Raw genomic sequence first — 22,777 nt, forward strand, 5'->3', positions numbered from 1 at the left:
ATCAGGACTCCTTGACCGCGATGGTCTCGACGGTGTTGGCCACGTGCTCGAAGGCGTCGCAGGCAGCCTCCAGCTCGTCGGCGACCTCCTTCATCTTCAGCACCGTCAACGCGTCGTACTCACCGGAGAAGAGCCGGACGAGCAGCTGCCGGTTGATCCGGTCGCCCTCGTTCTCCAGCCGGTTGCACTCGATCCAGTAGTCCTCGAGGTCCTTCATCGACTTCAGCCGGGGCATCGCGTCGGCGGTCAGCTTGGCCTGCTGGTCGAGCACGTTGACCATCTCGTGCAGCTCGCGGGGCAGCGCCGGAAGCTCGGTCAGCCCGTACAGGTAGAGCAGGTCGCCGACCGCCTCCAGGTGGTCCATCACGTCGTCCAGCAGCGAGCCGAGCCGGTAGATGTCCTCCCGGTCGAACGGGGTGATGAAGGTCGAGTTGATCTTCTTGTACAGGTCGTGGGTGATCTGGTCGCTGTCGTGCTCGACCTCGGTCAGCCGCTCGCTGACCGACTGCACGTCCACGCCCGGCAGGGCCAGCTCGTTGAGCAGCGCGGTACCCCGGACCAGGTTCTGCGCGGCCCTGGTGAAGAGCTCGTAGAAGGCGCCCTCGGTGGGGCGGAAGGAAAACTTCACAGCACAGACCTCGTCGCGTCGGTGGAAGGGTGGCGGCACCCGAGAGCGCCCGCTCGGTGAATGCTAGGAAACGGCAGAACGGGGAATTCGCCGGCCCACCCCTGGCCAGGCACCATTCACCGCTCGTTCACCTGCCGTTCATCTCGGCTGCCCCACCCGCACCCGCTCCCCCAGCCAACAGGCGCTTCCGCTCCCGCGCCACGTCGAAATCGGCAGCCGGATACCCCAGATCGAGCGTGTCGAACGTCTCACGCAGCAGGTGGGCCACCGCCCAGTCCCGGTACCACTTGCGGTCCGCCGGCACCACGAACCAGGGCGCGGCGTCCGTGCCGCACCGGCTCAGGGCCTCGGCGTACGCGGCCTGGTAGTGGTCCCAGTGCCCCCGCGAGTCGATGTCGGAGGGGTTGTACTTCCAGTGCTTGCGCGGGTCGGTGAGCCGGTCCAGCAGGCGCTTGCCCTGCTCGTCGTACGAGATGTGCAGCATCACCTTGATCACTGTGACGCCGCCCTCAGTCAACTCCCGCTCGAACGAGTTGATCTCGTCGTAGCGGGCCCGCCAGGTGGTCTCCGGCACCAGTGAGCCGACCCGGGCGATCAACACGTCCTCGTAGTGCGAACGGTTGAACATCCCCACGTACCCCGGCGGCGGCAGCTCCCGGCGGATCCGCCAGAGGAAGTCGTGCCGCAACTCCTGGCGGGTCGGCGGCCCGAACGAGCGGATGTGCAGGCCCAGCGGGTTCATCGCGCCGGCCACCCGCTTGATCGTGCCGTCCTTACCGCCGCAGTCCATGGCCTGGAGCACCAGCAGCACCCGGTGCCCCGGCCGCTCCGACCCGGTCTTCGCCATCGCGAAGAGCATCTCCTGCTGCCGGCCCAGCTCCTCGCCGACCAGTTCCACCTGCTCCCGGGCCCAGGTCTTACGGTGCTCACCACGGCCCGCGGCGTCTGGCAGGCCGGGCATGGACCGCGGGTCGATCGCGCCGAGATCCACCGGCGCGGTGACCCGCAGCAGGTCCCGCACGGAGCCGGCGTCCGGTGCCGCGATCCGCCCTTGCTGGGGTTCGCTCATGCACGGATCATCGCCCAACCACCGCCATTCCGCCCGCCGGGCGCCACCCCCCGGACCTGGCCCGCCGACCGGCGCCCCCAACCTCCGTCCGCCGAAGGTTTCGGCCCGCCGGGCCGTCGCGGGGCTGCCGGCGCGCCCGCTCGGCGGGAGGATGTAGGCCGGGGACGCCGACCGGAAGGGGTGGTGGGTCGTGCGGGAACTGGCGACGGAGTTCGAGGCCGAGCGGGGCCGACTGCTCGCGGTGGCCCACCGGATGCTGGGCAGCCGCAGCGAGGCCGAGGACGCGGTGCAGGAGACCTGGCTGCGCTACGCCGGGGCGCTGGCCGACCCGGCGGCCCGCGCCGAGATCCGTGACCTGTCCGCGTGGCTGACCACTGCCTGCGCCCGGATCTGCCTGGACGTGCTCCGCTCGGCCCGGGTCCGCCGGGAGGCGTACCCGGGGCAGTGGCTGCCGGAGCCGGTGGTGAGCCAGTTGGGCGACCGACCGCCGGCCGACGGCTACGCGCCCGACCCGGCGGAGCGGGCGGTCCGCACCGACCAGGTCGGCACGGCGCTGCTGGTGGTGCTGGAGCGGCTCGCGCCGGAGCAACGGGTCGCCCTGGTGCTGCACGACGTGTTCGCGCTGCCGTTCGCCCGGGTCGCGGGGGTGCTCGGCACCACCGAGGTGGCCGCCCGGCAGCTCGCCTCCCGGGCCCGTCGGGCGGTCAGCGCGCCGGACGTGCCAAGGCACACCGCCGACCCGGCCGAGCAGCGCCGGGTGCTCAAGGCGTTCGTCGCCGCCACCGAGTCCGGTGAGCTGGACCAGCTCCTCAAGGTGCTCGCTCCGGATGTGGTCTTCGTCGGCGACTCGGGCGGGCACTTCCCGGCAGCCCGCCGGCCGGTGCTCGGCGCGGACGCCGTGGGCCGCCTCACGCTCGGCCTGTTCGGCCGGACCGGCCGGTACGCCGACCGGGTGCTGGCTCGGCCCGTCCTCGTCGACGGCGCGCTCGGCCTCCAACTGGAGACGGCACACAGCGACGGGCGGCCGATCCGTCTGGTCACCGCGTTCGCCGTGGACCAGGGCCGGATCACCGCCATCTACAACCAGCTCAACCCGGAGAAGCTGACCGACCTGCCGGCGCTGGACGCCGCCGACGGCTGGCCACCACGCTGGTGAGCCGGCGCGACCGGGCGCGGCCTCAGACCACCAGGGCCAACCATTTGCGGTACGCGGTGGCGAACGGCTCGGTGCCGTCGCCCAGGGCCCCGAACAGCCGCTGAGCCGCGGCCTCGGCCTCGGCCACCACGTCGTCCGGGTAGCCGAACCGGGCCCGGTGCTCGGCGAACTCGTCCTCGTCGAGCAGCTCCACCAGGCCGGTGGCCCGACGCCGGACGACGTCCAGGTCCAGGTCGATCAGGTGGACGACGTCGTCGGACTCCCAGCGGGCCGGGGTGGTGATGTCGCAGTAGACCTCGCTGGTGCGGGGCGGGGGGTTGAACATGGCCGTCCACCAGGCGCGATGTGGCACCAGCAGCACGAACGGGATCTTCTCCACCGAGGGCCGGCCGTGGTAGACGGACTCGGTGCCCTCGGGCACGCCGAGCCAGATGCCGAGATCGTCCTCGGTGAGCCGGCGGGCCGGGTAGTCGCGGTGGGCGCTGCCGTCGTACTTGCGGTAGATCACGCGGACCATGTCGCTCGGCATGATTCGCACCCTAACCGATACGGCCCAACGCGTCGTAGCGCGGCCGTAACCGGACGGGGTCGGCCGCGACGCCGGCCCGGTCGGCATCGCGCCACGCGGCGGATGGGCGCGGCCGGTGTCGGCGGCGCCGGGTACCGTCGCACGGTGACTCCGCCCCGCACCGCCACCGGTTCCGCCACCCCGTCGGCCCGTGCCAAGGGGCGGCGGCGGGGTGCCCGGCCCAGTGGCACGGAGCTGCTGGCGGCGGCGGTCGGCGCGGTGCCCGGTGGTGCGGAACGCCCCGGCCAGTTGCAGATGACCACGGCGATCGAGGAGTGCGTGGCCGAGGGCGAGCATCTGCTCGTGCAGGCGGGCACCGGCACCGGCAAGTCGCTGGCCTACCTCGCGCCGGCGCTCACTGTGGACGGCCCCGTGGTGGTCTCCACGGCCACCCTGGCGTTGCAGTCCCAGCTGGTCGACCACGACCTGCCCCGGCTCGCCGACGCGGTCGAGCCGGTGCTCGGCCGTCGACCCACCTTCGCCGTGCTCAAGGGCCGCCACCACTACCTCTGCCTCGCCCGACTGGACAACTCCACCGAGGAGGAGCCGGAGGACACCCTCTTCGACGCCCCCGCGGCGCGCCCCGGCGGCGGGACGAAGTGGCTCGGTGAGGCGGGCCGGCTGGGCAAGCAGGTCGAGCGGCTGCGTGACTGGGCCGAGAAGACCGCCACCGGCGACCGGGACGAGCTGGACCCGGGCGTCGACGACCAGGCCTGGCGGCTCGTGTCGATGCCGGCCCGCGAGTGCGTCGGGGCGACCCGTTGCCCGTTCGGGCAGGAGTGCTTCGCGGAGGCGTCGCGGGCCCGCGCCCGGGAGGCCGACATCGTGGTGACCAACCACAGCCTGCTCGCTGTCGACATGCTCGCCGACCGGCACATCGTGCCGCCGCACAAGCTGCTCATCGTCGACGAGGCGCACGAGCTGGCCGACCGGGTCTCCTCCGCGGCCCAGGCGGAGCTGGTGCCGGAGCTGATCGACCGGACCACCCGGAGGGCCCGTACGCTGCTGCGCCCGGAGACCGCCGAGGCGCTCACCGCCGCCGGTGACGCCCTGGCGGTCGGCCTGGCCGAGGCGCCGGCCGGGCGGATCACCTCGGGGTTGCCGACGCCACTGCGGGAGGCGTGCACGCTGCTCGACGCGGCGACCCGCTCCGCCCTGGACGCGATCGGCGACGTGAAGTCCGACGACCCCGACCCGGTCCGCAAGCAGCAGGCCAAGGCCGCCCTGGACGAGCTCTCCACCACCGCGCAGCGGCTGCTGGAGGAGGGCGACCACGACGTGGCCTGGGTGGAGAAGAACGACAGCGGCAGCCGCCGGGCGCTGGTGGTCGCGCCGCTCTCGGTGGCCGGCACCCTCGCCACCCACCTGTACGACGAACGCACCGTCGTGGCCACCTCGGCGACCCTGGCGCTGGGCGGCCGGTTCGACACTGTCGCCCGCGCTCTCGGGCTGGACGCGCCACCGCCCGCCCCGCCGACCCCCGCCGCGGCCGCGCTTGCCGCCCGCACCGGGCCGGGCCGGCCGGCCGCCGAGATGCCGGGCCGTCGCCTCGCCGGCGACGTCACAACGAACGCCGTCGTACCGGCCACCGAGGGCCCCGGGTGGCGGTCACTCGACGTCGGTTCGCCGTTCGACTACGCCCGGCAGGGCATCCTGTACGTCGCCGCGCACCTCCCCCGCCCCAGCGTCTCCGGGCTGCCCGAGGCTGCCGGAGAGGAACTGCTCGGGCTGGTCGAGGCGCTCGGTGGTCGTACTCTCGGGCTTTTCTCCTCCCGGCGGGCCGCGCAGCAGGCGGCGGAGCTGGTGCGCGCGCGGACCGACCTGCCGGTGTTGCTCCAGGGTGAGGAGGCGCTGCCGCTGTTGGTGCGTCGCTTCCGCGAGGAGCGCGCCAGTTGCCTGTTCGGGGTGATGTCGCTCTGGCAGGGGGTGGATGTGCCGGGTGACGCCTGCCAGCTCGTCGTCATCGACCGGCTGCCGTTCCCCCGCCCGGACGAACCGCTGGCGGCTGCCCGCGCGGCGGCCGTGGACGCGGGTGGCGGCTCCGGCTTCGCGGCGGTCAGCGTGCCGATCGCTGCGGTGCGACTGGCTCAGGGTGTGGGCCGGTTGATCCGGGCGACCGGCGACCGGGGCGTGGTCGCGGTGCTCGACTCGCGGCTGGAGACGGCCCGCGGTTACGGGCCGTTCCTGCGCCGCTCGCTGCCCCCGTTCTGGTACACGACCCGCCCCGAGGTTGCTCGGGGCGCCCTGGAGCGCCTGGCCAAGTCCTGACCCGAAGGCGGGTCTAGGGGGCTTGGGCGGCGACCACGACGGCGTCGGGCGGGGTGTCCGGGACCCGTCGGGCGGCAAGCCGGCGGACCGCGGTGTTCAGCACCGCGATGAGCGGCACGGAGACCAGCGCGCCGGTGATCCCGGCGAGTACGACACCGGCGGCGATGCCGATGATCACGGCGAGCGGGTGGAGGGCGACCGCCCGTCCCATGATCAGCGGCTGGAGCACGTGCCCCTCGATCTGCTGCACGCCGATCACCGCACCGAGGATGATCAACGCGATCCCCGGACCGCTGTCGACGAGGGCCACCAGGACTGCCACGCCGCCGGAGAGCGCCGCACCGACGATCGGGATGAACGCGCCGAGGAAGACCAGCGCCGCCAGCGGGAAGGCGAACGGGATGTCGAAGACGACAAGGAAGATGCCGATGCCGACCGCGTCGATGAAGGCGACAAGCACGGTCGCCCGGACGTAGGCGCCGAGCGTGTGCCAGGCGGCGCGACCCGCGTCGTCGACCTTCCACCGGGCGGCCACCGGCAGCAGCCGGACCAGGAAACGCCAGATCCGATTGCCGTCGCGCAGGAAGAAGAACGTCGCGAAGAGCACCAGCAGCGTGCCGGTCAGCACCTCGGCCAGCGTCGCGGCGGTGCTCAGGGCGCCACTGGTGAGATTGGAGGTGTTGGAGTTGATCCAGGCCTGCGCCTCGTCGATGTAGCGGTCGAGCTGGGTGTCGGAGAGGTGCAGCGGGCCGGTCTTCAGCCAGTTCTGGATCTGCCGGACACCCTGGGACGACTTCTCGCTCAGCTCCGGCACCCCGCGGATGAACTCGTTGACCACCAGCGTCAGCGTGACGATCACCGCGGCCAGGCCGCCGACCAACACCACAGCCGTCGCCAGCGACCGGGGCAGCCGAGCCCGCAGCAGCCAGCCCACCGCCGGGGCGAGCAGCGCGGAGAGCAGCAGAGCGATGGCCAGCGGAATGATCACGATCTTGATCGTGCTGACGATCACCACCAGGGCCCAGGCCACCACGCCGATCACGATCAGTCGCCAACACCACGCGGCGGCGATCCGCAGCCCGTGCGGAACGTCGGCGTCGTCCCGACTGGAGGTGGAGCTGTGCAGGTCCACCGGAGGTTCCGCGCCGTAGACCTGCGCGGTCGGCGGCGCGGTCGGCCCCGGCACGGCCGGCGACGCCACCCGGGCCGCCTCCGACGCCTCGTCCAGCGCGTCGTTCGTTGCACCCTCGTCGGCGCGCGGCGACTCCTGTCGTGACTGGTAGGCGCGGCGAAGCCGCCCGCGTACCCGCTCGAAGCGGCTCAAGCGCACCTCCTGGCAGAAAACCCGGCCCGCCGACGGCGACAGGTCGGACAGCATACGTCCGTTCCTGACACCGTAGGGCGGTTCCGCCACACAATGCCCCGACCATCTCCGGCGTAACCACCGGCAGGCCGCCGTCGGCCACACGGTAGCGTCTGCGGCGTGACCGCCGACAACGATCTCGACGCCGGCCTGCCGATCCGCCTGCTGCACGACCGCGTGCTGGTGCGGATGGAGGGCAGCGAGGGCGAACGCCGCTCCACCGCCGGCATCGTCATTCCGGCGACCGCCGCGGTCGGCAAGCGCCTCGCCTGGGCCACAGCGGTCGGGGTCGGGCCGAACGTCCGCGCCATCGTCTCCGGCGACCGGGTGCTCTTCGACCCGGACGACCGCTCCGAGGTCGAGCTGCACGGCCGCGGTTACGTGCTGCTGCGGGAGCGGGACGTGCACGCCGTGGCCGCCGAGCGGATCGAGAACGACTCGACCGGCCTCTACCTCTGACGCACCTCCCCCGGCCACCAGGCCCCGTCGCGCACCGTTTGCCCAGCCGTACGACGGGAAGCCATCCGGCGACCGTGGCCCTGGGGAGGGACGATGCCGGTATTCGTGAAGAAGCTGTTGACCTGGGGCAGTGTCGCGTTCCTGATCTACTTCATGGCCTTTCGGCCGGACGGCGCCGCGCAGATGTTCCGAGGGATCGGGGCCGCGCTGATCGCGATGTTCCAGGGCCTCGGTGACTTCCTCACCTCGCTACTGGCCTGAGCCGCTCCGCCGACCTGCCCGTCAGCGTCAGGGGTGCGTCGGCGGCCAGGGCGGCGCCGATCGCGGGCCGGGCCAGCCGGGTGGGGCGTAACCCACCGGAACCGGAGCGGGAGCCAGCACCACCGGGATCGGCACCACCGGCTCGTCCGGCGCGTCCACCGGGCGCTGAGTGCCGTCCGGGAAGCGCAGGTGGTAGCGGCTGCCGTCCCAGACCCCCGCCGGGGCCTGCGGGTCCCGACCCACGAAGAACGACCGGTACGCGGTGATCGCGTCCAGCAGCTCCCGCTCCTCGCGGGCTGTTCGCTCCTGGTCGGCGGGTTTGCGGTCCAGGCCGCGCAGCGCCCCGTCGCGCAGCAGGGCCAGCCGGGTGGCGGCGGACTGGTAACCCCGCATCGCCCGCACCCCGGCGTCGCCGGCCACCCGCCGTGCCCAACTGCGGGCGGCGTGCCGCCGGCCGAGGCTGCTCAGCGCGGCCACCTCGGGTGGGCTGAGCCAGCCGGCGCGGACGTAGTCGGGCAGGACCCGCTCGGTGAGCCGCCCCTCCCAGGCGCGCAGCCACAGCGCCAACCCGACGGTGCCGAAGAAGACCGGGACCATGAGGCCCAGGAAGCCGTACAGCATGATCATGGCCTCGCCGGTGGCCTGGGTCAGCGTGGGCAGCAGGTTCCACGTGCCGTGCAGCATCATCGCCAGCAGCAGGCCGCCGATCGGGGCAAGCACCCGGATGCGCCGGTCGGCCGTCCGGGAGGCGATGCCCAGTCCCACACCGGTCATCGAGGTGAAAAGCGGATGGGCGAACCCGAACAGCAGGATCCGAAGGATGAAGATCGCGATGACCTGCTGGATGCCGGTGGCCGGGCCGTAGCGGTCGGCCCCGGAGGCGTACCCCAACCCGCCCAGGTAGAGGATGTTCTCCACCATCGCGAAGCCGACCGCGGCGAGCCCGCAGTAGACCAGGCCGTCGGTGATCCCGGACCACTCGCGGCGGCGGAACACCAGCAGCAGGATCGGACCCAGCGCCTTGGTCAGCTCTTCGATGAACGGCGCCACCAGCACCCCGGTGAGCGCGGACGGCAGGCCCCAGTCGGCGAAACGGTTGGCCGCGAAGTCGTTCACAGTGAGCGAGGCGGCGGTGGAGACGAACGCACCCCAGGCGAAGCAGAAGATCAGGTACTTCAGCGGCTCCGGTTCGTACCGGTCCAGCCAGAGGAAGCAGGCGACCAGCACCGGCACCGGCAGGATGGCCGCGACCACCCCGATCAGCAGGGCCTGCGCACCGAGCGACTGGCCGAGCGTGAAGACCATGAACACCGCGCACGCCGCGATGAGCAGCACCACCCCGGCCAGCGCCAGGAACCGCCGCCAGCCCAGTCGGCGCAGCGGCATCCGGGGCGCCTCACCCTCCGGCGGAGCGGCGGGCGCGGGCGGGGCGGCGGGCGACGGCGGCAGAGGTGAACCGGGCGGGGTGTCGGCCATGCGGTCAGCGTAGCCATCCGCCGCCGACTGGTTCGGCCGCATCGGTAGCCGCTATGCTGCCGGCAGGTCACGAGCGCCAGCGTCAAGCCCCGGCTTGCTGGCCGGCAACCCTCGTCGAGTTCGCGGTGGGGTGCCCCGGGTGATGACCGGGCCCAGCCCGATCGGTGTGCTGGGCAAGCGCGGACCCCGTCCCGATGCCGCACCCGGGGTCCCTGACCCCGGAGGTTCCGGCGTGTCCGTCACTCTCATCCCCTCGCTGCCCACCCTGCCCGCCGTGCCGTCGGCGCCGTCCGCGCCGCTCGACGTCCTCGGCGTGCCCGGCGAGATCAACCTGGACTACGCGGCCAGCGCACCGTGCGCGCGGGCCGCCGCCGACGCGGTGGCCGAACTGCTGCCCTGGTACGCCAGCGTGCATCGCGGGGCGGGAGCGCTGTCGCGGCGCTGCACCCTCGCGTACGAGCAGGCCCGGCAGACGATCGGCGACTTCTTCGGCGCTCGCGCCGACGATCATGTGATCTTCACCCGCAACACGACTGACGCGCTCAACCTGCTGGCGCGGGCCGTGCCAGCCGGCACCACGGTGGTCACGTTTGCCGGCGAACACCATGCCAACCTGCTGCCCTGGCCGCGCGGGTCGGTGCGGCTGCCGGTGCCCAGCGACCCCGACGGGGCGGTACGCGACCTCGCCGCCGCCCTCACCGAGCTGCGCCGGGGCAGCAGCCCGGCGTTGCCGGTGCTGGTCGCGGTGACCGGTGCGAGCAACGTGACTGGCGAGCGGTGGCCGGTCGCCGAACTGGCGCGGGTGGCCCACCGGCACGGCGCCCGGATCGTGCTCGACGCCGCGCAGCTCGCCCCGCACGCCCCGGTCGACCTGCTCGCGCTCGACGTCGACTATGTGGCGGTGTCCGGCCACAAGCTGTACGCGCCGTTCGGCGCAGGAGTGCTGATCGGCCGAGCGGACTGGCTGGACGCCGCGCCGCCGTACCTGGCCGGTGGTGGGGCCACCAGCCACGTCGGGCCGGCCACCCACGACGTGACCTGGGCGACCGGCCCGGCCCGACACGAGGGCGGCACCCCGAACCTGCTCGGCGCTGTTGCGCTGGCGGCGGTGTGCGCGGCGCTCGACGAGGCGGACCAGGTCGCGCTGGCTGCCCACGAGCAGGCCCTGCTGGCCCGGCTGCGCACCGGCCTGGCCGCCCTGCCGCACGTCGTCGAGCTGCGCACCTTCGGCCCGGACGCGCCCCGGGTCGGCATCGTCTCGTTCGTGGTCGCCGGCTGGGACTCCACCGAGGTGGCCACCCGGCTGGCCGCCGAGCACCACATCGGCGTACGGGACGGGTTGTTCTGTGCCCACCCGCTGGCCCGGCGTCTGCTCAGCGAGGCGGCAGGGCGTACCGGTCGGCGGGACCTGCCGCCCACCGCGCTGCGTGCCAGCATCGGGCTGGGCAGCACGGCGGCCCAGGTGGACCGGCTGCTCGCGGCGTTGGCCGAGCTGGGCTGAGGCCCGGGGGTGGCCCGCGCTCAGCCGACCGGCGGGGCGGTGGGTGGCTTCGGTGCCTCGTCGTGCTCGGCGGGCTCACCGACCGGGCGCTCCTGCTCGCCGAAGGCGGTGCGGATCCACCGGTTCGCCTCCTCCTGCTCGATCCCGGAGGCGACCAGCAGGTCGCTCGCTGTGGTGCGGATCTGGGCGACCACCACACTGCCGGAGAAACCGACCCCGGCGCCGTACGCCCGGCCGGCCTCGCTGACCGCCCGCAGCGACCGTTCCCGGGCCTTCTCCGGCTCCTCACCGGACGCGAACTCGTGCTTGAGCAGCCGGACCGACTCGGCGAGGTGGCCGACCGCGTCCGGCATCGGATCGGGCACCGGTTCCTCGTCCTCGATCAACGTGACGGACCGGCGGATCAGCGTGCCGCTGTTGCGCATCGCCCGGTCGATCGGGTCGGCCGCCTCCGCGTAGTGGGTCAGTTCGTCGCGGCGGTGCCAGCGGGCCGGGGAGAGGGTGGCGGTCTCCTTCGCCCCCTCGATGGCCTCGCCCAGCGTGGCCAGTTCCTCCTTGTTGTTGCGCAGCCTCTCCAGGGCGGCCTGGATGGTGGCGCGGTTCCGGTTACGCAGCCCGTCCGCTGTGGCGTCGAGTTGGGCGGCGAGCAGGTCCAGGGCGGGTCGGGCGGCCCGGTTGATCACTCGCAGTGGGTTCAGTGGCAGCAACACCGCCGTGACCAGCAGCGCGATCCCACCGCCGAGGAACGCGTCGACGAAGCGGGGGATCTCCAGGTTCTGGGTCGACGGGCTCAGCGTCACGATCAGCACCGCCGTGGCCGCCGCCTGGATGACGATGGCCACGCTCGCCCCGGCGAAGATGGTGAGCAGGATCGCCACGGTGACCACCAGGCCGAGCTGCCACGCCCCGGTGCCGAGCAGGTAGATCAGGAGGTCGCCGACGGCCACCCCGACTCCCACCCCGACGATCAACTCGATGGTCCGGCGGAACCGCTGGCCGACAGACGCGGCCAGCGTGCCGACCGCGGAGATCGGCGCGAAGACCGGTTGCGGGTTGCCGAGCAGCTTGTGCGAGATCAGGTACGCCAGCCCGGCAGCCAGCCCGGCCTGCACAGCGAGTCCGCCGGCCATCCGTACCCGGTGCAGCCGGTCGTGCAGGGTGGCGCGACCGCGGTGCCGCAGCTGTTCGGTGGCCTCGGCGATCCGCGCGCCGTCGATGTCCACCAGTCCTTGGCGCAGCGCGGTACGTCGCACCATCGGCTGTCGCTTGTCCCGGGCCACGGCCATGGGCGCGACTACCCGTGGTGGCCCCGCTGAATCCTCCCTTCCCGCGCGTCGCGGGCGGATGCGGCAGACTCGGGCGGTGGCTGATCTGTTGGACCGGTGGCGGGCGGCGGCCCGGGGCGCCGGCGCAAGCCCCGATCCGGATACCACCCGGGCCGGCGAGCAGTTGATCGTCAGGTGGCGGGAGCCGCACCGGCACTATCACACGCTGGCCCACCTGACGGCGGTGCTCGACGTGGTGGACCAGCACACCGACCTGGCCGCTCATGCCGACCTGGTGCGGCTGGCGGCCTGGTTCCACGACGCGGTCTACGACCCCCGGGCGGCGGGCGACGCCAACGAACGGGACAGCGCGGCACTGGCCGAGAGCATGCTCACCGGGCTCGGGGTGCCGGCGCCCATGGTGGCCGAGGTGCGTCGGCTGGTCCTGCTCACCGCCGGGCACACTGTGGCACCGGGCGACCGGGACGGCGCGCTGCTCTGCGACGCGGACCTGGCCGTGCTGGCCGCGCCGCCGGCCCGCTACGAGCGGTACGCGGCGGCGATCCGCCGGGAGTACGCCCACGTGCCGGAGCCGGCCTTCCGGGCTGGGCGGGCCGCCGTGTTGACCGGCCTGCTGTCGCTGCCCGCGCTGTTCCGGTCGCCACCGCTGGCGAGCCGGTGGGAAGAGCCCGCCCGGGACAATGTGCGCCGCGAGCTGGCCGCTCTCACCGGGGAGCCGGAGAACGCGGGCTGACCAGGTGCTTCGGTCGGCGCAGGCCGGCGGCGCGGAGCAACCGGACCAGTTCCCGGCTCGGCACCACCTGGGCGCCGAGCCACACCGCCGCCGCGAACCTGTCGGCCGGAATGTCGTAGTGGTCCCTGTCGAAGCCGCGCCGGGGCGCGCCGAGCGTCTCGGCGAAGGCGTGCAGCTCGGCGTACGAGACGTCACTGATCAGGTGCGACCAGAGCCGACCGCGCCACGGCCAGGCCGGCCGGTCCAGGTAGAGCATGGTGCCCAAGTTATCCCGCGCAGTCGATCATGTTGATGATCGCCGGTCGGCGACCTAGCCTCGGCTGCATGGCCCCCACCGCGCTCCTCGACGACCTGCGCGCCGCGCTCGGTGACGACGCCGTGCTCACCGACCCGGACCTGCTGCGCATGCACCAGCGGGACGAGGCCGACCTGTGCGCCGCCGGCGTCCCGCTGGTGGTGACCCGCCCGCGCGACACCGGGCAGGTGGTCGCCGTGGTCCAGGCGGCGGCGCGGTACGGCGTACCGGTGGTGCCGCAGGGCGCGCGGACCGGTCTGGCCGGCGCGGCGAACGCTGTGGACGGCGCTGTGGTACTCAGCACCGTCGCGATGACCGAGATCCGGGAGATCGACCCGGTGAGCCGGATCGCCGTGGTCCAACCGGGGGTGGTCAACGCGGCGCTGGCCGGGGCGGTGGCCGAACAGGGCCTCTGGTACCCGCCGGACCCGGGCTCCTGGGAGTCGTCCACCATCGGCGGCAACGTGGCCACCAACGCCGGCGGCATGTGCTGCGTGAAATACGGCGTGACCACCGAGTACGTGCTCGGCCTGGAGGTGGTGCTCGCCTCCGGCGAGGTGCTGCGCACCGGCCGGCGTACGGCAAAGGGGGTGGCCGGTTACGACCTGACCCGGCTGTTCGTCGGCTCGGAGGGCACCCTCGGCGTGATCACCGAGGTGACAGTGGCGCTGCGGCCCGCTCCGGCCGAGTCGCTGACCCTGGTGGCAGTCTTCGGATCCACCGCCACTGCCGGCGCGGCGGTGGCCGAGATCGCGGCTCGCGGGCTCACCCCCAGCCTGCTGGAGTTGCTTGACCAGACCCACCTGCGGGCGATCGAGGCGTACCAGCCGATGGGGTTGCGGACCGACGCGCAGGCCCTGTTGCTGGCCGCCGCCGACACCGGTGCCCGGGCGGCCGACGACCTGGCGGTGCTGGCCGAGGTGTGCGAGGCCGTCGGCGCCGACGAGGTCTACGCGGCCACCGACGCGGTGGAGGCGGCGGCGCTGCTCCAGGCTCGCCGGCTGGCCCACCCTGCCATGGAGAAGTTCGCGGCGGACTCCTACCCGGGCGGCAACGGCGGCCTGGTGATCGACGATGTGGCGGTGCCGCGCGGCGCACTCGCCGCGCTCCTGGACGGGGTGGCCCGGATCGCTGCCGAGTGCGACGTGCCGATCGGCGTGGTGGGGCACGCCGGGGACGGCAACATGCACCCGAACATCGTGGTCGACCGGGCCGATCCGGCGAGCGTGGAGCGGGGCCGGCGGGCGTTCGACGAGATCATGCGGCTCGGCCTGGACCTGGGCGGCACCTGCACCGGCGAGCACGGGGTGGGGCTGCTCAAGCGGGACTGGTTGGCCCGGGAGATCGGGCCGGTCGGCGTCCGGGTGCATCAGGCGATCAAGTCGGCGCTCGACCCGGCTGGCCTACTCAACCCGGGCAAGGTGCTCTGACCGGCTGGGGTCAGCCCTTGACCTCGGCCGGGGTGGCCTGGGTGAGCAGCAGCAGGATCTCCCCGGCGACGGGGGTGAGTTCCTCACCCGGGCAGTCCTGCGAGGTGATCAGCCCGGTCGAGGTGATGAGGCTGGACGTCAGCGCGTCGATGCAGGTGGTCCGGTACCGCCGGGCCTGATCGGTCTCGTCGGCCAGCCCCGGGTTGGCGAGCAGCACCTGGAGCCGTTCGGTCAGCTCCGGGGCGAGGGTGCCCCGGGAGGTCACGCCGTCGCCGGCGCAGTCGACGCACTGCCACGCGCCGTTCCGCTCGACGCTCAGGGTGCGCATCGGCCCGTCCTCGCCGAGCCGCTGGAGCAGGCTGACCTGACCGGCGGCGACAGTGGTGGGGATCTCCGGCTGGGATCCGCCACCAGCGGTGCCGGCTGTCGGTTGCGCCGCAGGGGTGCTCGGCTTGTCCCGGTCGAGGAGTGAGCACCCGGTCAGGGCGCCGACGAGCGCGACGGCGAGCAGAGTTACGAGCAGACGAGGGCGCGCGCGGGGTAGCACGCGCGGAAACCTACCCCACCGTAGGTAGCGTTCGAAACCACCATCCGGGCCGGTATCGATGGTTACCCATCGGTAACGTCGCAATTCGTCATCGAGCGGACGGGCGCAGCTCCACCTGATCGTCGTCGCCCCGGTCAGCGGCGTAACCCCGGACGTCCGGAGCGCCGAGCCGGGCCGCGTCCGCCGCCGCGTCGTCCGGCATCAACTGGGACTGCCGCTCCGCCTCCACCCGGGCGCGGTAGTGCTCGACCTCGCGAGCCCGGGTGGCCGCGTCCCAACCGAGCACCGCGCCCATCAACTCCGCTGTGTGCTCCGCCGACTCCAACCCCCGGTGGCTGGTCTCGAACGAGATCCGGGTCCGCCGGGTCAGCACGTCCTCCAGGTGCAGCGCTCCCTCGGCCCGCGCCGCGTAGGCGACCTCCGCCGCCAGGTACTCCGGGGCACCGGCCAGCGGAGACGCCAGCAGTGGATCGGCGTCGACAAGCGCCAGCAGGTCCAGGGTGAGGGTGCCGTACCGCTCCAGCAGGTGCTCCACCACGCCCACCGGCACGCCGTGCCGGCGAGCCAGGTCGGCCCGGTCCCGCCACATCGCCGGGTACCCGTCGGCGCCGAGCAGCGGCAGGTCCGCGGTGCGCGACGAGCGGGCGCCACCGAGCCGGCGAGCGGCCCGGTCGACCACGTCGGACGCCATCACCCGGTACGTCGTGTACTTGCCACCGGCCACCAGCAGCAGCCCGAGCATCGGCTCGAAGACCGCGTGCTCGCGGGAGAGCTTCGAGGTGGAGTCCGCCTCGCCGGCCAGCAGCGGCCGCAGCCCGGCGTACACGCCCTCGATGTCAGCCGTGGTCAGCGGCCGGTCCAGGACGGTGTTGACCTGCTGCAACAGGTAGTCGATGTCGCGGGCCGAGGCGGCCGGGTGGGAACGGTCCAGCCGCCAGTCGGTGTCAGTGGTGCCGATGATCCAGTGCCCACCCCACGGGATGACGAAGAGCACCGAACTCGCCGTACGCAGGATGAGCCCCGTCTCACCGGTGATCGCCGAGCGGGGCACCACCAGGTGGACCCCCTTGGAGGCGCGCACCCGGACGCCGGGCCGCAGGCCCACGTCGTTGAGCATCCGGGACATGTCGTCGCTCCACACACCGGTGGCGGCGATGACGGTGCGGGCCTGAACCTCGAACTCCGCGTTCGGCGAGCCCGGCGGCGCCTCCAGGTCCCGGACGCGGACGCCGGTCACCTCGCGCGCCTGCCGGATCAACCCGACGGCACGGGCACTGCTCACCACAGTGGCGCCGAGGCTGGCCGCAGTGCGGGCCAGGGTGACCACCAGCCGGGCGTCGTCGACCTGCCCGTCGTAGTAGCGGATCGCCCCGGCGAGCGCGTCGGCCCGCAGACTCGGGAAGATCCGTCGCGCGCCCTCCCGGGTCAGGTGCCGGTGCAGGGGCATGCCCCGGCCACCGCCGAAGACCCCGGCGAAGGCGTCGTACGCGGCCACCCCCGCGCCGTAGTACGAGCGGCGGAAGATCCGGGCCGGCAGGTCCCGCAGGCCCCGCCCGGCCGGCAGCGGCACCATGATCGGCACCGGGCGTACCAGGTGCGGCGCGAGCCGGGTGGCCAGGAGGCCGCGCTCGGTGAGCGCCTCGTGGACCAGGTGGAACTCCAACTGCTCCAGGTAGCGCAGGCCACCGTGGATGAGTTTGCTGGACCGGCTGGAGGTCCCGGCGGCAAGGTCACGCGCCTCGACCAGCGCCACCTTCAGGCCCCGGGACGCCGCGTCCAGGGCCGCGCCGGCTCCGGTCACCCCGCCCCCGATGACCAGCACGTCGAAGCGCTCGGCGCGCAGTCGACGCAGGTCGGACGCACGGCGGACCGGTGAGAGCTGACCGGCGACGGATCGGGAGATATTGGGGTCGCGCACCCGTCCACCGTAACCGCCGTGCCACCGAGTCGACATTCGCCGCCCGCCCCGTACTGTGCGAGTCATGCAGGTCGGGCCTCCGCCACCCGCGGGTCACATGCCGCCTCCCCCCACGCCGCCGGCAGGCAGGGCCAGCCCGTGGCCGGTGGTCGCGGCCGTGTTCGTCGGCTGCTGGACTGTTGCGGTCACAGTGGGCACCCAGACCGGTGGTTGGCTGACCGACCAGGTGCTGCTGGGCTTCGGGCGGGACCGGCTCGGCTGGCTCTGGCCGGTGCTCGGCCTGGCCACCGTGGTGCTGCTCGGCACGCCCGCCCTGCTGCTTGCCGTGCTGCCCCGGTCGGCAGCGGTCCGGGCCACCGGGCGGGCCTGGCTGATCGGGGCGCTCGCTCTCGGCGTGCTCACACTGCTGCGGGTCGTGCCACCTGTGCACCACGAGGCGTACCTCGCCGCGCTGGCCGGCGTCGCGTTGCTCAGCGCACTCGCCGTGTGCTGGTCGGCGCGCCGGTGGGCGTACCCCGGGCTGGTTGAAGCTGTCGGCGGCCCGGCACCCGCCGGAAACGGCGACGTCACGCGGCCCGAGGCCACCGGGAACGCGGAGCCGGTCGGACGGCGCGTGCGCCGGCCCGGCTCCGTGCCGCTGCTCGCGGTTGCCGCCGGGTTGGCGCTGCTGCTGCCGTGGGCCTGGTTGGGCGCGCTCGGCGGCCTCCTGGAGACCGCACTCGCGCTGCTGGCGGCCGCCGCGCTCGGGGTGCTGGCCGCGACCCTGCTGGATGCCCCCTTCTGGTCCCTGTTCGCGGTGGGGCGACCGCCCCGGCCGGCTCGGCTGGTGCTGGTGGGCGGCCTGGTCGCCGGGGTGGCGCTGCTGCTGCTCGCGGCCGGGGCGGGCCAGTCCGGCGCGCAGTTGCCAGCGCTGCTGACAGTGCCGCCGGTGGGTTTCGCGTTGGCCGCGCTCTGGGCGGCGACCTGGCGGTCCGGCGCCGACCCGGCCGAGGCCACCCGTGCCGGCCGGACCGCGACCGGCTGGCTCGTGGGCCTGGCGGCGCTCGGCCCACTGGCCTTCACCGACCCGGAAGAGATCACCCTGCTGCTGGTCGGTACCCGCGACGTCCCGTTCTGGGTGGCGGCCGCGGCCGGCGTCGGGCTCGCCGTCGCGCTCCTGGTCGCCATCGGGTACGCGGTGCTGCTCGCCCGGCCGACGGCACGTACCCCGCACAGGCGGGCCGCCGCGGTGGCGGCCGTGGTGCTGCTGGTGGCGTTCGGCGTGGTCGACCTCGGCCCCGGTCAGCCCGGCCTGTACGGCGAGCGGCTCTTCGTGGTGCTGCGCGCGCAGGCCGACCTGGGTGGCCTCCCGGCGGGCGCGCCGGGTCGGGCCGGGCGGGACGCCCGCGCGGCGGAGGTCTACCGGCGGCTGGTGACGACCGCCGAGCAGAGCCAGCGCGACCTGCTGCGGGGGTTGAACCGGCTGCGACTCGACCCGGTGTCGTACTACCTGGTCAACGCTGTCGAGGTGGACGGCGGCCCGGCGGTGCGGGCCTGGCTCGCCCGCCGACCGGAGGTGGCCCGGGTGCTGGTCAGCCAGCGCCTGCGCCCGCTGCCGGCCCCGGCCGGGCAGAACCGGGGCAGCGCGCCCAAGCCCACCGGCCCGGAGTGGAACATCCGCCAGATCGGTGCCGACCGGGTGTGGTCCCAACTCCGGGTCACCGGCACGGGCATCGTGGTCGGCAGCTCCGACTCGGGGGTGGACGGCACCCATCCGGCGCTGCAAGCCGGGTTCCGGGGCGGCGACGACTCCTGGTACGACCCGTGGGACGACACCCGGCGCCCGACCGACCAGGGTGGGCACGGCACCCACACGGTGGGCAGCGCGGTCGGGCGGGACGGCATCGGGGTGGCCCCGGACGCGCAGTGGGTGGGCTGCGTCAACCTGGACCGCAACCTGGGCAGCCCCGCGCACTACCTGAACTGTCTCCAGTTCATGTTGGCGCCCTTTCCGACCGGCGGTGACCCGTTCACCGACGGCCGGCCGGAGCGTGCCCCGCAGGTGCTGACCAACTCGTGGGGCTGCCCGTCGATCGAGGGTTGCGACCAGCGGGTCCTGCGGCCGGCCACCGCCGCCCTGGACGCCGCCGGGATCTTCGTGGTCGCCGCGGCCGGCAACACCGGCCCGTGGTGCGCGTCGATCGACGATCCGCCAGCCCCGTACGCGGACGTGCTGACGGTGGGTGCTGTGGACGCCCAGCGGCGGGTCGCCGAGTTCTCCTCGCGCGGACCGGTGCCGGGCGGGTCGGGTAAGCCGGACGTGCTGGCACCGGGGGTGGGGGTGGTGTCGGCCATGCCGGGTGGCACGTACGCCGCGCTGGACGGCACGTCGATGGCGACCCCCCAGGTGGCCGGGGTGGTGGCGCTGATGTGGTCGGCGAACCCGGCACTGGTCGGCGACGTGACCCGGACCCGGCAGATCCTCCGGGACACCGCCACGGCGGCGACGCCCACCTACCGCTCCGACAGCCCCTCCGACGCCTGCGGTGGCCCGTCGAACGTCACCGGCGCCGGCCAGGTCGACGCCTACGCCGCCGTTCGCGCCGCCCAACAATAGGCAGGTTTCCTTCCTGAAGCGCTGAGCCGAGGATGCGCCTCTCCACCCGGTGATCTAGGGTCGGCGACCATGGACGCCGAGATCACCGTCACCGAGCTGACCGCCGACCTGGCCCCCAGCGTCGTACAGCTCTGTCAGCAGGCTCTCGACCTGCCCGAGGACGCCGCCGAGGCGTCTTCCATCGTGGACGTGCTCTGGACCCGGGCCGCCGCCGACCGGACGGTGGTCGGGCTGGGCGCGTACCGGGGTGCGGACCTGGTCGGGGTGCTGATCTGTTCGGTGTCGTCCACCGAGCCGGGGATCGGGCACGTGGATCTGGTCGCGGTCCGTGCGGATCAGCGGCGTCGGGGCGTCGGCCGGGCGCTGCTCCAGCGGGCCGAGCGGGTGCTCGGCGAGCGCGGGGCGATCGAGGTGCTGCTGGCCGGAAACCCGCCGTACTACGCGTGGCCGGGCATCGACGTCCGCTACACGCCGGCGGTCTGCGCCGCCCTCGCGCTCGGCTACCAGCAGGACCGGACCGCCTGGAACATGACGGCCGACCTGTCGTACGACGGGTCGCCGGCACTGCGGTCCACCGAGGCGGCGGAGCGGCGGCTGGCCGACCAGGGCGTCACCGTACGCCGGGCGGAGCCTGCGGACCTGCCGGCGCTGACGGCGTTCGCCAGGTCCACCTTCGGCGGCTCGTGGGACGGCGAGTTGGCCGGGTCGGTGGGGCGCGCCGACGCCGGTTGTCACCTGGCGGAGCGGGACGGCGAGGTGCTCGGCTTCGCCGCGTACGGGTCGTCCCGGCCGAGTTGGTTCGGGCCGATGGGCACCGCGCCGGCCGCGGAGGGGTCGGGCATCGGTGGGGTGCTGCTGCGGCGTTGCCTGCGGGACCAGCGGGCGGCGGGGCTGGACCGGGCCCAGATTGGCTGGGTGGGGCCGGTGCTGTTCTATTCGGGCAGCGCGGGAGCGCGGATCGAGCGGGTCTTCTTCCTGTACCGGCGAAGCCTACCGACGGCGTAACCGGGACAAACAGGACATAGATCCATTCGCCCGCATCGGCTATCGCCGCCCCCTACCGTTTTGGTAGAGGAGGCAGCCATGACCACGGATGACAACCAGACCGAGGACGGCCCGCCGATCACCTGGAAACCGGTGGGTGAACTCCCCGGCCAACTGCCGTTCGACCGGCTCGACTACGGCGACGCCGAGCAACTGGCCGAGATGAGCACCGACGGCGAGCCTTCGGTGGCCGAGGAACCGCAGGAGATGGTGGACGCGCCGATCACACTGCCTCCGCCGTACAACCGGGCACAGAAACGGCGCAACCAGCGCCCACTACCGACCTGACGACGAACGGGGCGGACCGCGTCAGCGGCCCGCCCCGTTCGGGGTAAGAACTGGACTCAGAAGTCCATGTCCCCGCCACCCGGGCCAGCCGGGGCAGCCGGGGTCTTCTCCGGCTTGTCCGCGACAACAGCCTCGGTGGTGAGGAAGAGCGCCGCGATGGAAGCGGCGTTCTGCAGCGCCGAGCGCGTCACCTTGGCCGGGTCGATGATGCCCGCGGCCAGCAGGTCGACGTACTCGCCGTTGGCGGCGTTGAGACCGTGACCCGCTTCGAGGTTACGGACCTTCTCCACCACGACGCCGCCCTCAAGGCCGGCGTTGACGGCGATCTGCCGCAGCGGGGCGTCCAGCGCGACCTTGACGATGTTCGCACCGGTCGCCTCGTCGCCGACCAGGTCGAGCTTGTCGAAGGCGGTCTTGCCGGCCTGAACCAGCGCGACGCCACCACCCGGGACGATGCCCTCCTCGACGGCCGCCTTCGCGTTGCGAACGGCGTCCTCGATGCGGTGCTTGCGCTCCTTGAGCTCGACCTCGGTGGCCGCGCCGACCTTGATCACCGCAACGCCGCCGGCCAGCTTGGCCAGCCGCTCCTGCAGCTTCTCCCGGTCGTAGTCGGAGTCGCTCTTGTCGATCTCGGCCCGGATCTGGTTGACCCGGCCCTGGATCTGCTCGGCGTCACCGGCACCGTCGACGATGGTGGTCTCGTCCTTGGTCACCACGACCTTGCGGGCGCGGCCCAGCATGTCGAGGCTGGCGGCGTCGAGCTTGAGGCCGACCTCCTCGCTGATGACCTGGCCACCGGCGAGGATGGCGATGTCGGTCAGCATGGCCTTGCGGCGGTCACCGAAGCCCGGCGCCTTGACGGCGACCGACTTGAAGGTGCCACGGACCTTGTTGACCACCAGGGTGGCGAGGGCCTCGCCCTCCAGGTCCTCGGCGATGATCAGCAGCGGCTTGCCCGACTGCATGACCTTCTCCAGGATCGGGAGCAGGTCCTTCACCGACGAGATCTTGCTGTTGGCGATCAGGATGTACGGGTCGTCGAAGACGGCCTCCATACGCTCCGGGTCGGTCATGAAGTAGGCCGAGATGTAGCCCTTGTCGAAGCGCATACCCTCGGTGAGCTCCAGCTCCAGCCCGAAGGTGTTGCTCTCCTCGACGGTGATGACGCCTTCCTTGCCGACCTTGTCCATCGCCTCGGCGATGATCTCGCCGACGGTGCTGTCGCCAGCGGAGATGGAGGCGGTGGAGGCGATCTGCTCCTTGGTCTCGACGTCCTTGGCGAGCTTGGACAGCTCCTCCGAGACGCTCGCGACAGCAGCCTCGATGCCCCGCTTCAGGGCCATCGGGTTGGCGCCAGCGGCCACGTTGCGCAGGCCCTCGCGAACCAGGGCCTGGGCCAGGACGGTCGCCGTCGTCGTGCCGTCACCGGCAACGTCGTCGGTCTTCTTGGCGACCTCCTTGACCAGCTCAGCGCCGATCTTCTCGTACGGGTCCTCGAGCTCGATCTCCTTGGCGATGCTCACACCATCGTTGGTGATGGTGGGGGCACCCCACTTCTTCTCGAGCACGACGTTGCGGCCCTTGGGGCCGAGGGTCACCTTTACGGCGTCGGCGAGCTGGTTCATGCCCCGCTCGAGGCCGCGGCGCGCCTCTTCGTCGAACGCGATCATCTTGGCCATACGGCGTTGTCCTCCTGGACACTCACGGGCCACCCGAGATGTGTGCCCCGGATGGGCCGCCTGGTGTACGCACCTTGGGACGTCGCCACCTGGCGACGACGACGTCCTTCGGCCGGGCCGGATAGCCCGCGACGACCGGCCATGTGTCGCCCCGGCGTCTCCACGCCGGTGCAACCTGGCCCCACCGTCCCGACCATTGGCACTCACGGTAT

General features: G+C 73.1%; 19 protein-coding genes, 2 pseudogenes and 1 riboswitch. Of the genes and pseudogenes, 11 read left to right on the forward strand and 10 right to left on the reverse strand.

Going from position 1 to position 22,777, the window contains the following annotated elements; translation table 11 throughout:
* Window position 1: 1 nt before the first annotated feature.
* A complete protein-coding gene (locus IW249_RS06895) occupies window positions 2-628 on the reverse strand; it encodes a DUF47 domain-containing protein (protein WP_053655020.1) in 627 nt (208 codons plus the stop codon).
* A 127-nt stretch (window positions 629-755) separates the two neighbouring features.
* A complete protein-coding gene (locus tag IW249_RS06900) occupies window positions 756-1,697 on the reverse strand; it encodes a PPK2 family polyphosphate kinase (protein ID WP_196919987.1) in 942 nt (313 codons plus the stop codon).
* A 190-nt stretch (window positions 1,698-1,887) separates the two neighbouring features.
* Here IW249_RS06900 and sigJ point away from each other — a divergent pair, with 190 nt between their 5' ends.
* Window positions 1,888-2,853, forward strand: coding sequence for an RNA polymerase sigma factor SigJ (gene sigJ / locus IW249_RS06905; RefSeq protein ID WP_196919988.1), 966 nt, complete (start codon window positions 1,888-1,890; stop codon window positions 2,851-2,853).
* Between the two features lie 22 nt (window positions 2,854-2,875).
* On the opposite strand, the gene IW249_RS06910 is transcribed toward sigJ, so the two are convergent.
* On the reverse strand, window positions 2,876-3,382 hold the full coding sequence (locus tag IW249_RS06910; protein ID WP_196919989.1) for a DUF402 domain-containing protein: 507 nt from the start codon (window positions 3,380-3,382) through the stop codon (window positions 2,876-2,878).
* A 102-nt stretch (window positions 3,383-3,484) separates the two neighbouring features.
* On the opposite strand from IW249_RS06910, the pseudogene IW249_RS35165 reads away from it, so the two are divergent.
* Window positions 3,485-4,882: pseudogene (locus IW249_RS35165) on the forward strand (ATP-dependent DNA helicase); the annotation flags it as partial.
* A gap of 111 nt (window positions 4,883-4,993) precedes the next feature.
* Window positions 4,994-5,689 (forward strand): annotated as a pseudogene (locus IW249_RS35170) (ATP-dependent DNA helicase); the annotation flags it as partial.
* A gap of 13 nt (window positions 5,690-5,702) precedes the next feature.
* Here IW249_RS35170 and IW249_RS06920 read toward each other — a convergent pair.
* Window positions 5,703-7,013: an AI-2E family transporter gene (locus IW249_RS06920; protein ID WP_372432937.1), complete on the reverse strand. Its 1,311-nt coding sequence runs from the start codon at window positions 7,011-7,013 to the stop codon at window positions 5,703-5,705.
* Window positions 7,014-7,172: 159 nt separating this feature from the next.
* Between IW249_RS06920 and IW249_RS06925 the strand changes: the two genes are divergently transcribed.
* Entirely contained in the window at window positions 7,173-7,511 is a 339-nt protein-coding gene (locus IW249_RS06925) for a GroES family chaperonin (protein WP_030327790.1), read from the forward strand.
* 93 nt (window positions 7,512-7,604) lie between these two features.
* Complete coding sequence (locus IW249_RS06930; protein WP_167362445.1) at window positions 7,605-7,772, forward strand: hypothetical protein; 168 nt, start codon at window positions 7,605-7,607, stop codon at window positions 7,770-7,772.
* A 27-nt stretch (window positions 7,773-7,799) separates the two neighbouring features.
* Here the strand turns inward: IW249_RS06930 and IW249_RS06935 are convergent, their stop codons facing one another.
* Window positions 7,800-9,290 (reverse strand): PrsW family intramembrane metalloprotease, encoded by a 1,491-nt coding sequence (locus IW249_RS06935; protein WP_196919992.1) that lies wholly within the window; start codon window positions 9,288-9,290, stop codon window positions 7,800-7,802.
* Between the two features lie 23 nt (window positions 9,291-9,313).
* A riboswitch (SAM riboswitch) is annotated at window positions 9,314-9,434 on the forward strand.
* Window positions 9,435-9,480: 46 nt separating this feature from the next.
* Here IW249_RS06935 and IW249_RS06940 point away from each other — a divergent pair.
* Window positions 9,481-10,749 (forward strand): aminotransferase class V-fold PLP-dependent enzyme, encoded by a 1,269-nt coding sequence (locus IW249_RS06940; protein ID WP_372432938.1) that lies wholly within the window; start codon window positions 9,481-9,483, stop codon window positions 10,747-10,749.
* A 20-nt stretch (window positions 10,750-10,769) separates the two neighbouring features.
* Here the strand turns inward: IW249_RS06940 and IW249_RS06945 are convergent, their stop codons facing one another.
* Window positions 10,770-12,005 carry an FUSC family protein gene (locus IW249_RS06945; protein WP_196919993.1) on the reverse strand — a complete coding sequence of 412 codons (1,236 nt, stop codon included), beginning with the start codon at window positions 12,003-12,005 and terminating at the stop codon, window positions 10,770-10,772.
* Between the two features lie 106 nt (window positions 12,006-12,111).
* On the opposite strand from IW249_RS06945, the gene IW249_RS06950 reads away from it, so the two are divergent.
* Window positions 12,112-12,768 (forward strand): HD domain-containing protein, encoded by a 657-nt coding sequence (locus IW249_RS06950; protein ID WP_196919994.1) that lies wholly within the window; start codon window positions 12,112-12,114, stop codon window positions 12,766-12,768.
* Here IW249_RS06950 and IW249_RS06955 read toward each other — a convergent pair.
* Entirely contained in the window at window positions 12,740-13,024 is a 285-nt protein-coding gene (locus tag IW249_RS06955; RefSeq protein WP_196919995.1) for a DUF4031 domain-containing protein, read from the reverse strand. The two genes, IW249_RS06950 and IW249_RS06955, sit on opposite strands and share 29 nt — an antisense overlap.
* A 68-nt stretch (window positions 13,025-13,092) precedes the next feature.
* Between IW249_RS06955 and IW249_RS06960 the strand changes: the two genes are divergently transcribed.
* Window positions 13,093-14,493, forward strand: a complete 1,401-nt coding sequence (locus IW249_RS06960; RefSeq protein WP_196919996.1) for an FAD-binding oxidoreductase — start codon at window positions 13,093-13,095, stop codon at window positions 14,491-14,493.
* A gap of 10 nt (window positions 14,494-14,503) precedes the next feature.
* Here the strand turns inward: IW249_RS06960 and IW249_RS06965 are convergent, their stop codons facing one another.
* Entirely contained in the window at window positions 14,504-15,040 is a 537-nt protein-coding gene (locus IW249_RS06965; RefSeq protein ID WP_196919997.1) for a hypothetical protein, read from the reverse strand.
* Between the two features lie 88 nt (window positions 15,041-15,128).
* On the reverse strand, window positions 15,129-16,943 hold the full coding sequence (locus IW249_RS06970) for a glycerol-3-phosphate dehydrogenase/oxidase (RefSeq protein WP_196924670.1): 1,815 nt from the start codon (window positions 16,941-16,943) through the stop codon (window positions 15,129-15,131).
* A 79-nt stretch (window positions 16,944-17,022) separates the two neighbouring features.
* On the opposite strand from IW249_RS06970, the gene IW249_RS06975 reads away from it, so the two are divergent.
* From IW249_RS06975 to IW249_RS06985, 3 genes are all read left to right on the forward strand, one after another.
* Window positions 17,023-19,554, forward strand: a complete 2,532-nt coding sequence (locus tag IW249_RS06975) for a S8 family serine peptidase (protein ID WP_196919998.1) — start codon at window positions 17,023-17,025, stop codon at window positions 19,552-19,554.
* Between the two features lie 69 nt (window positions 19,555-19,623).
* Window positions 19,624-20,559, forward strand: coding sequence for a GNAT family N-acetyltransferase (locus IW249_RS06980; RefSeq protein ID WP_196919999.1), 936 nt, complete (start codon window positions 19,624-19,626; stop codon window positions 20,557-20,559).
* 78 nt (window positions 20,560-20,637) lie between these two features.
* Window positions 20,638-20,886, forward strand: a complete 249-nt coding sequence (locus tag IW249_RS06985) for a hypothetical protein (protein ID WP_196920000.1) — start codon at window positions 20,638-20,640, stop codon at window positions 20,884-20,886.
* A gap of 56 nt (window positions 20,887-20,942) precedes the next feature.
* Here IW249_RS06985 and groL read toward each other — a convergent pair whose 3' ends face one another.
* A complete protein-coding gene (gene groL, locus IW249_RS06990) occupies window positions 20,943-22,565 on the reverse strand; it encodes a chaperonin GroEL (RefSeq protein WP_030490078.1) in 1,623 nt (540 codons plus the stop codon).
* Window positions 22,566-22,777: the final 212 nt, after the last annotated feature.

It is taken from the genome of Micromonospora vinacea (assembly GCF_015751785.1).
Lineage (GTDB): Bacteria > Actinomycetota > Actinomycetes > Mycobacteriales > Micromonosporaceae > Micromonospora > Micromonospora vinacea.

What these genes read in the sequence shown, in the direction of transcription:
- IW249_RS06900 (WP_196919987.1), bottom strand. Translation starts at nt 1,697, where the DNA reads ATGAGCGAACCCCAGCAAGGGCGGATCGCGGCACCGGACGCCGGCTCC.
- IW249_RS06910 (WP_196919989.1), bottom strand. Translation starts at nt 3,382, where the DNA reads ATGCCGAGCGACATGGTCCGCGTGATCTACCGCAAGTACGACGGCAGC.
- IW249_RS06930 (WP_167362445.1), top strand. Translation starts at nt 7,605, where the DNA reads ATGCCGGTATTCGTGAAGAAGCTGTTGACCTGGGGCAGTGTCGCGTTC.
- IW249_RS06935 (WP_196919992.1), bottom strand. Translation starts at nt 9,290, where the DNA reads ATGCGGCCGAACCAGTCGGCGGCGGATGGCTACGCTGACCGCATGGCC.
- IW249_RS06945 (WP_196919993.1), bottom strand. Translation starts at nt 12,005, where the DNA reads ATGGTGCGACGTACCGCGCTGCGCCAAGGACTGGTGGACATCGACGGC.
- IW249_RS06955 (WP_196919995.1), bottom strand. Translation starts at nt 13,024, where the DNA reads ATGCTCTACCTGGACCGGCCGGCCTGGCCGTGGCGCGGTCGGCTCTGG.
- IW249_RS06960 (WP_196919996.1), top strand. Translation starts at nt 13,093, where the DNA reads ATGGCCCCCACCGCGCTCCTCGACGACCTGCGCGCCGCGCTCGGTGAC.
- IW249_RS06975 (WP_196919998.1), top strand. Translation starts at nt 17,023, where the DNA reads ATGCAGGTCGGGCCTCCGCCACCCGCGGGTCACATGCCGCCTCCCCCC.
- IW249_RS06980 (WP_196919999.1), top strand. Translation starts at nt 19,624, where the DNA reads ATGGACGCCGAGATCACCGTCACCGAGCTGACCGCCGACCTGGCCCCC.
- IW249_RS06985 (WP_196920000.1), top strand. Translation starts at nt 20,638, where the DNA reads ATGACCACGGATGACAACCAGACCGAGGACGGCCCGCCGATCACCTGG.
- groL (WP_030490078.1), bottom strand. Translation starts at nt 22,565, where the DNA reads ATGGCCAAGATGATCGCGTTCGACGAAGAGGCGCGCCGCGGCCTCGAG.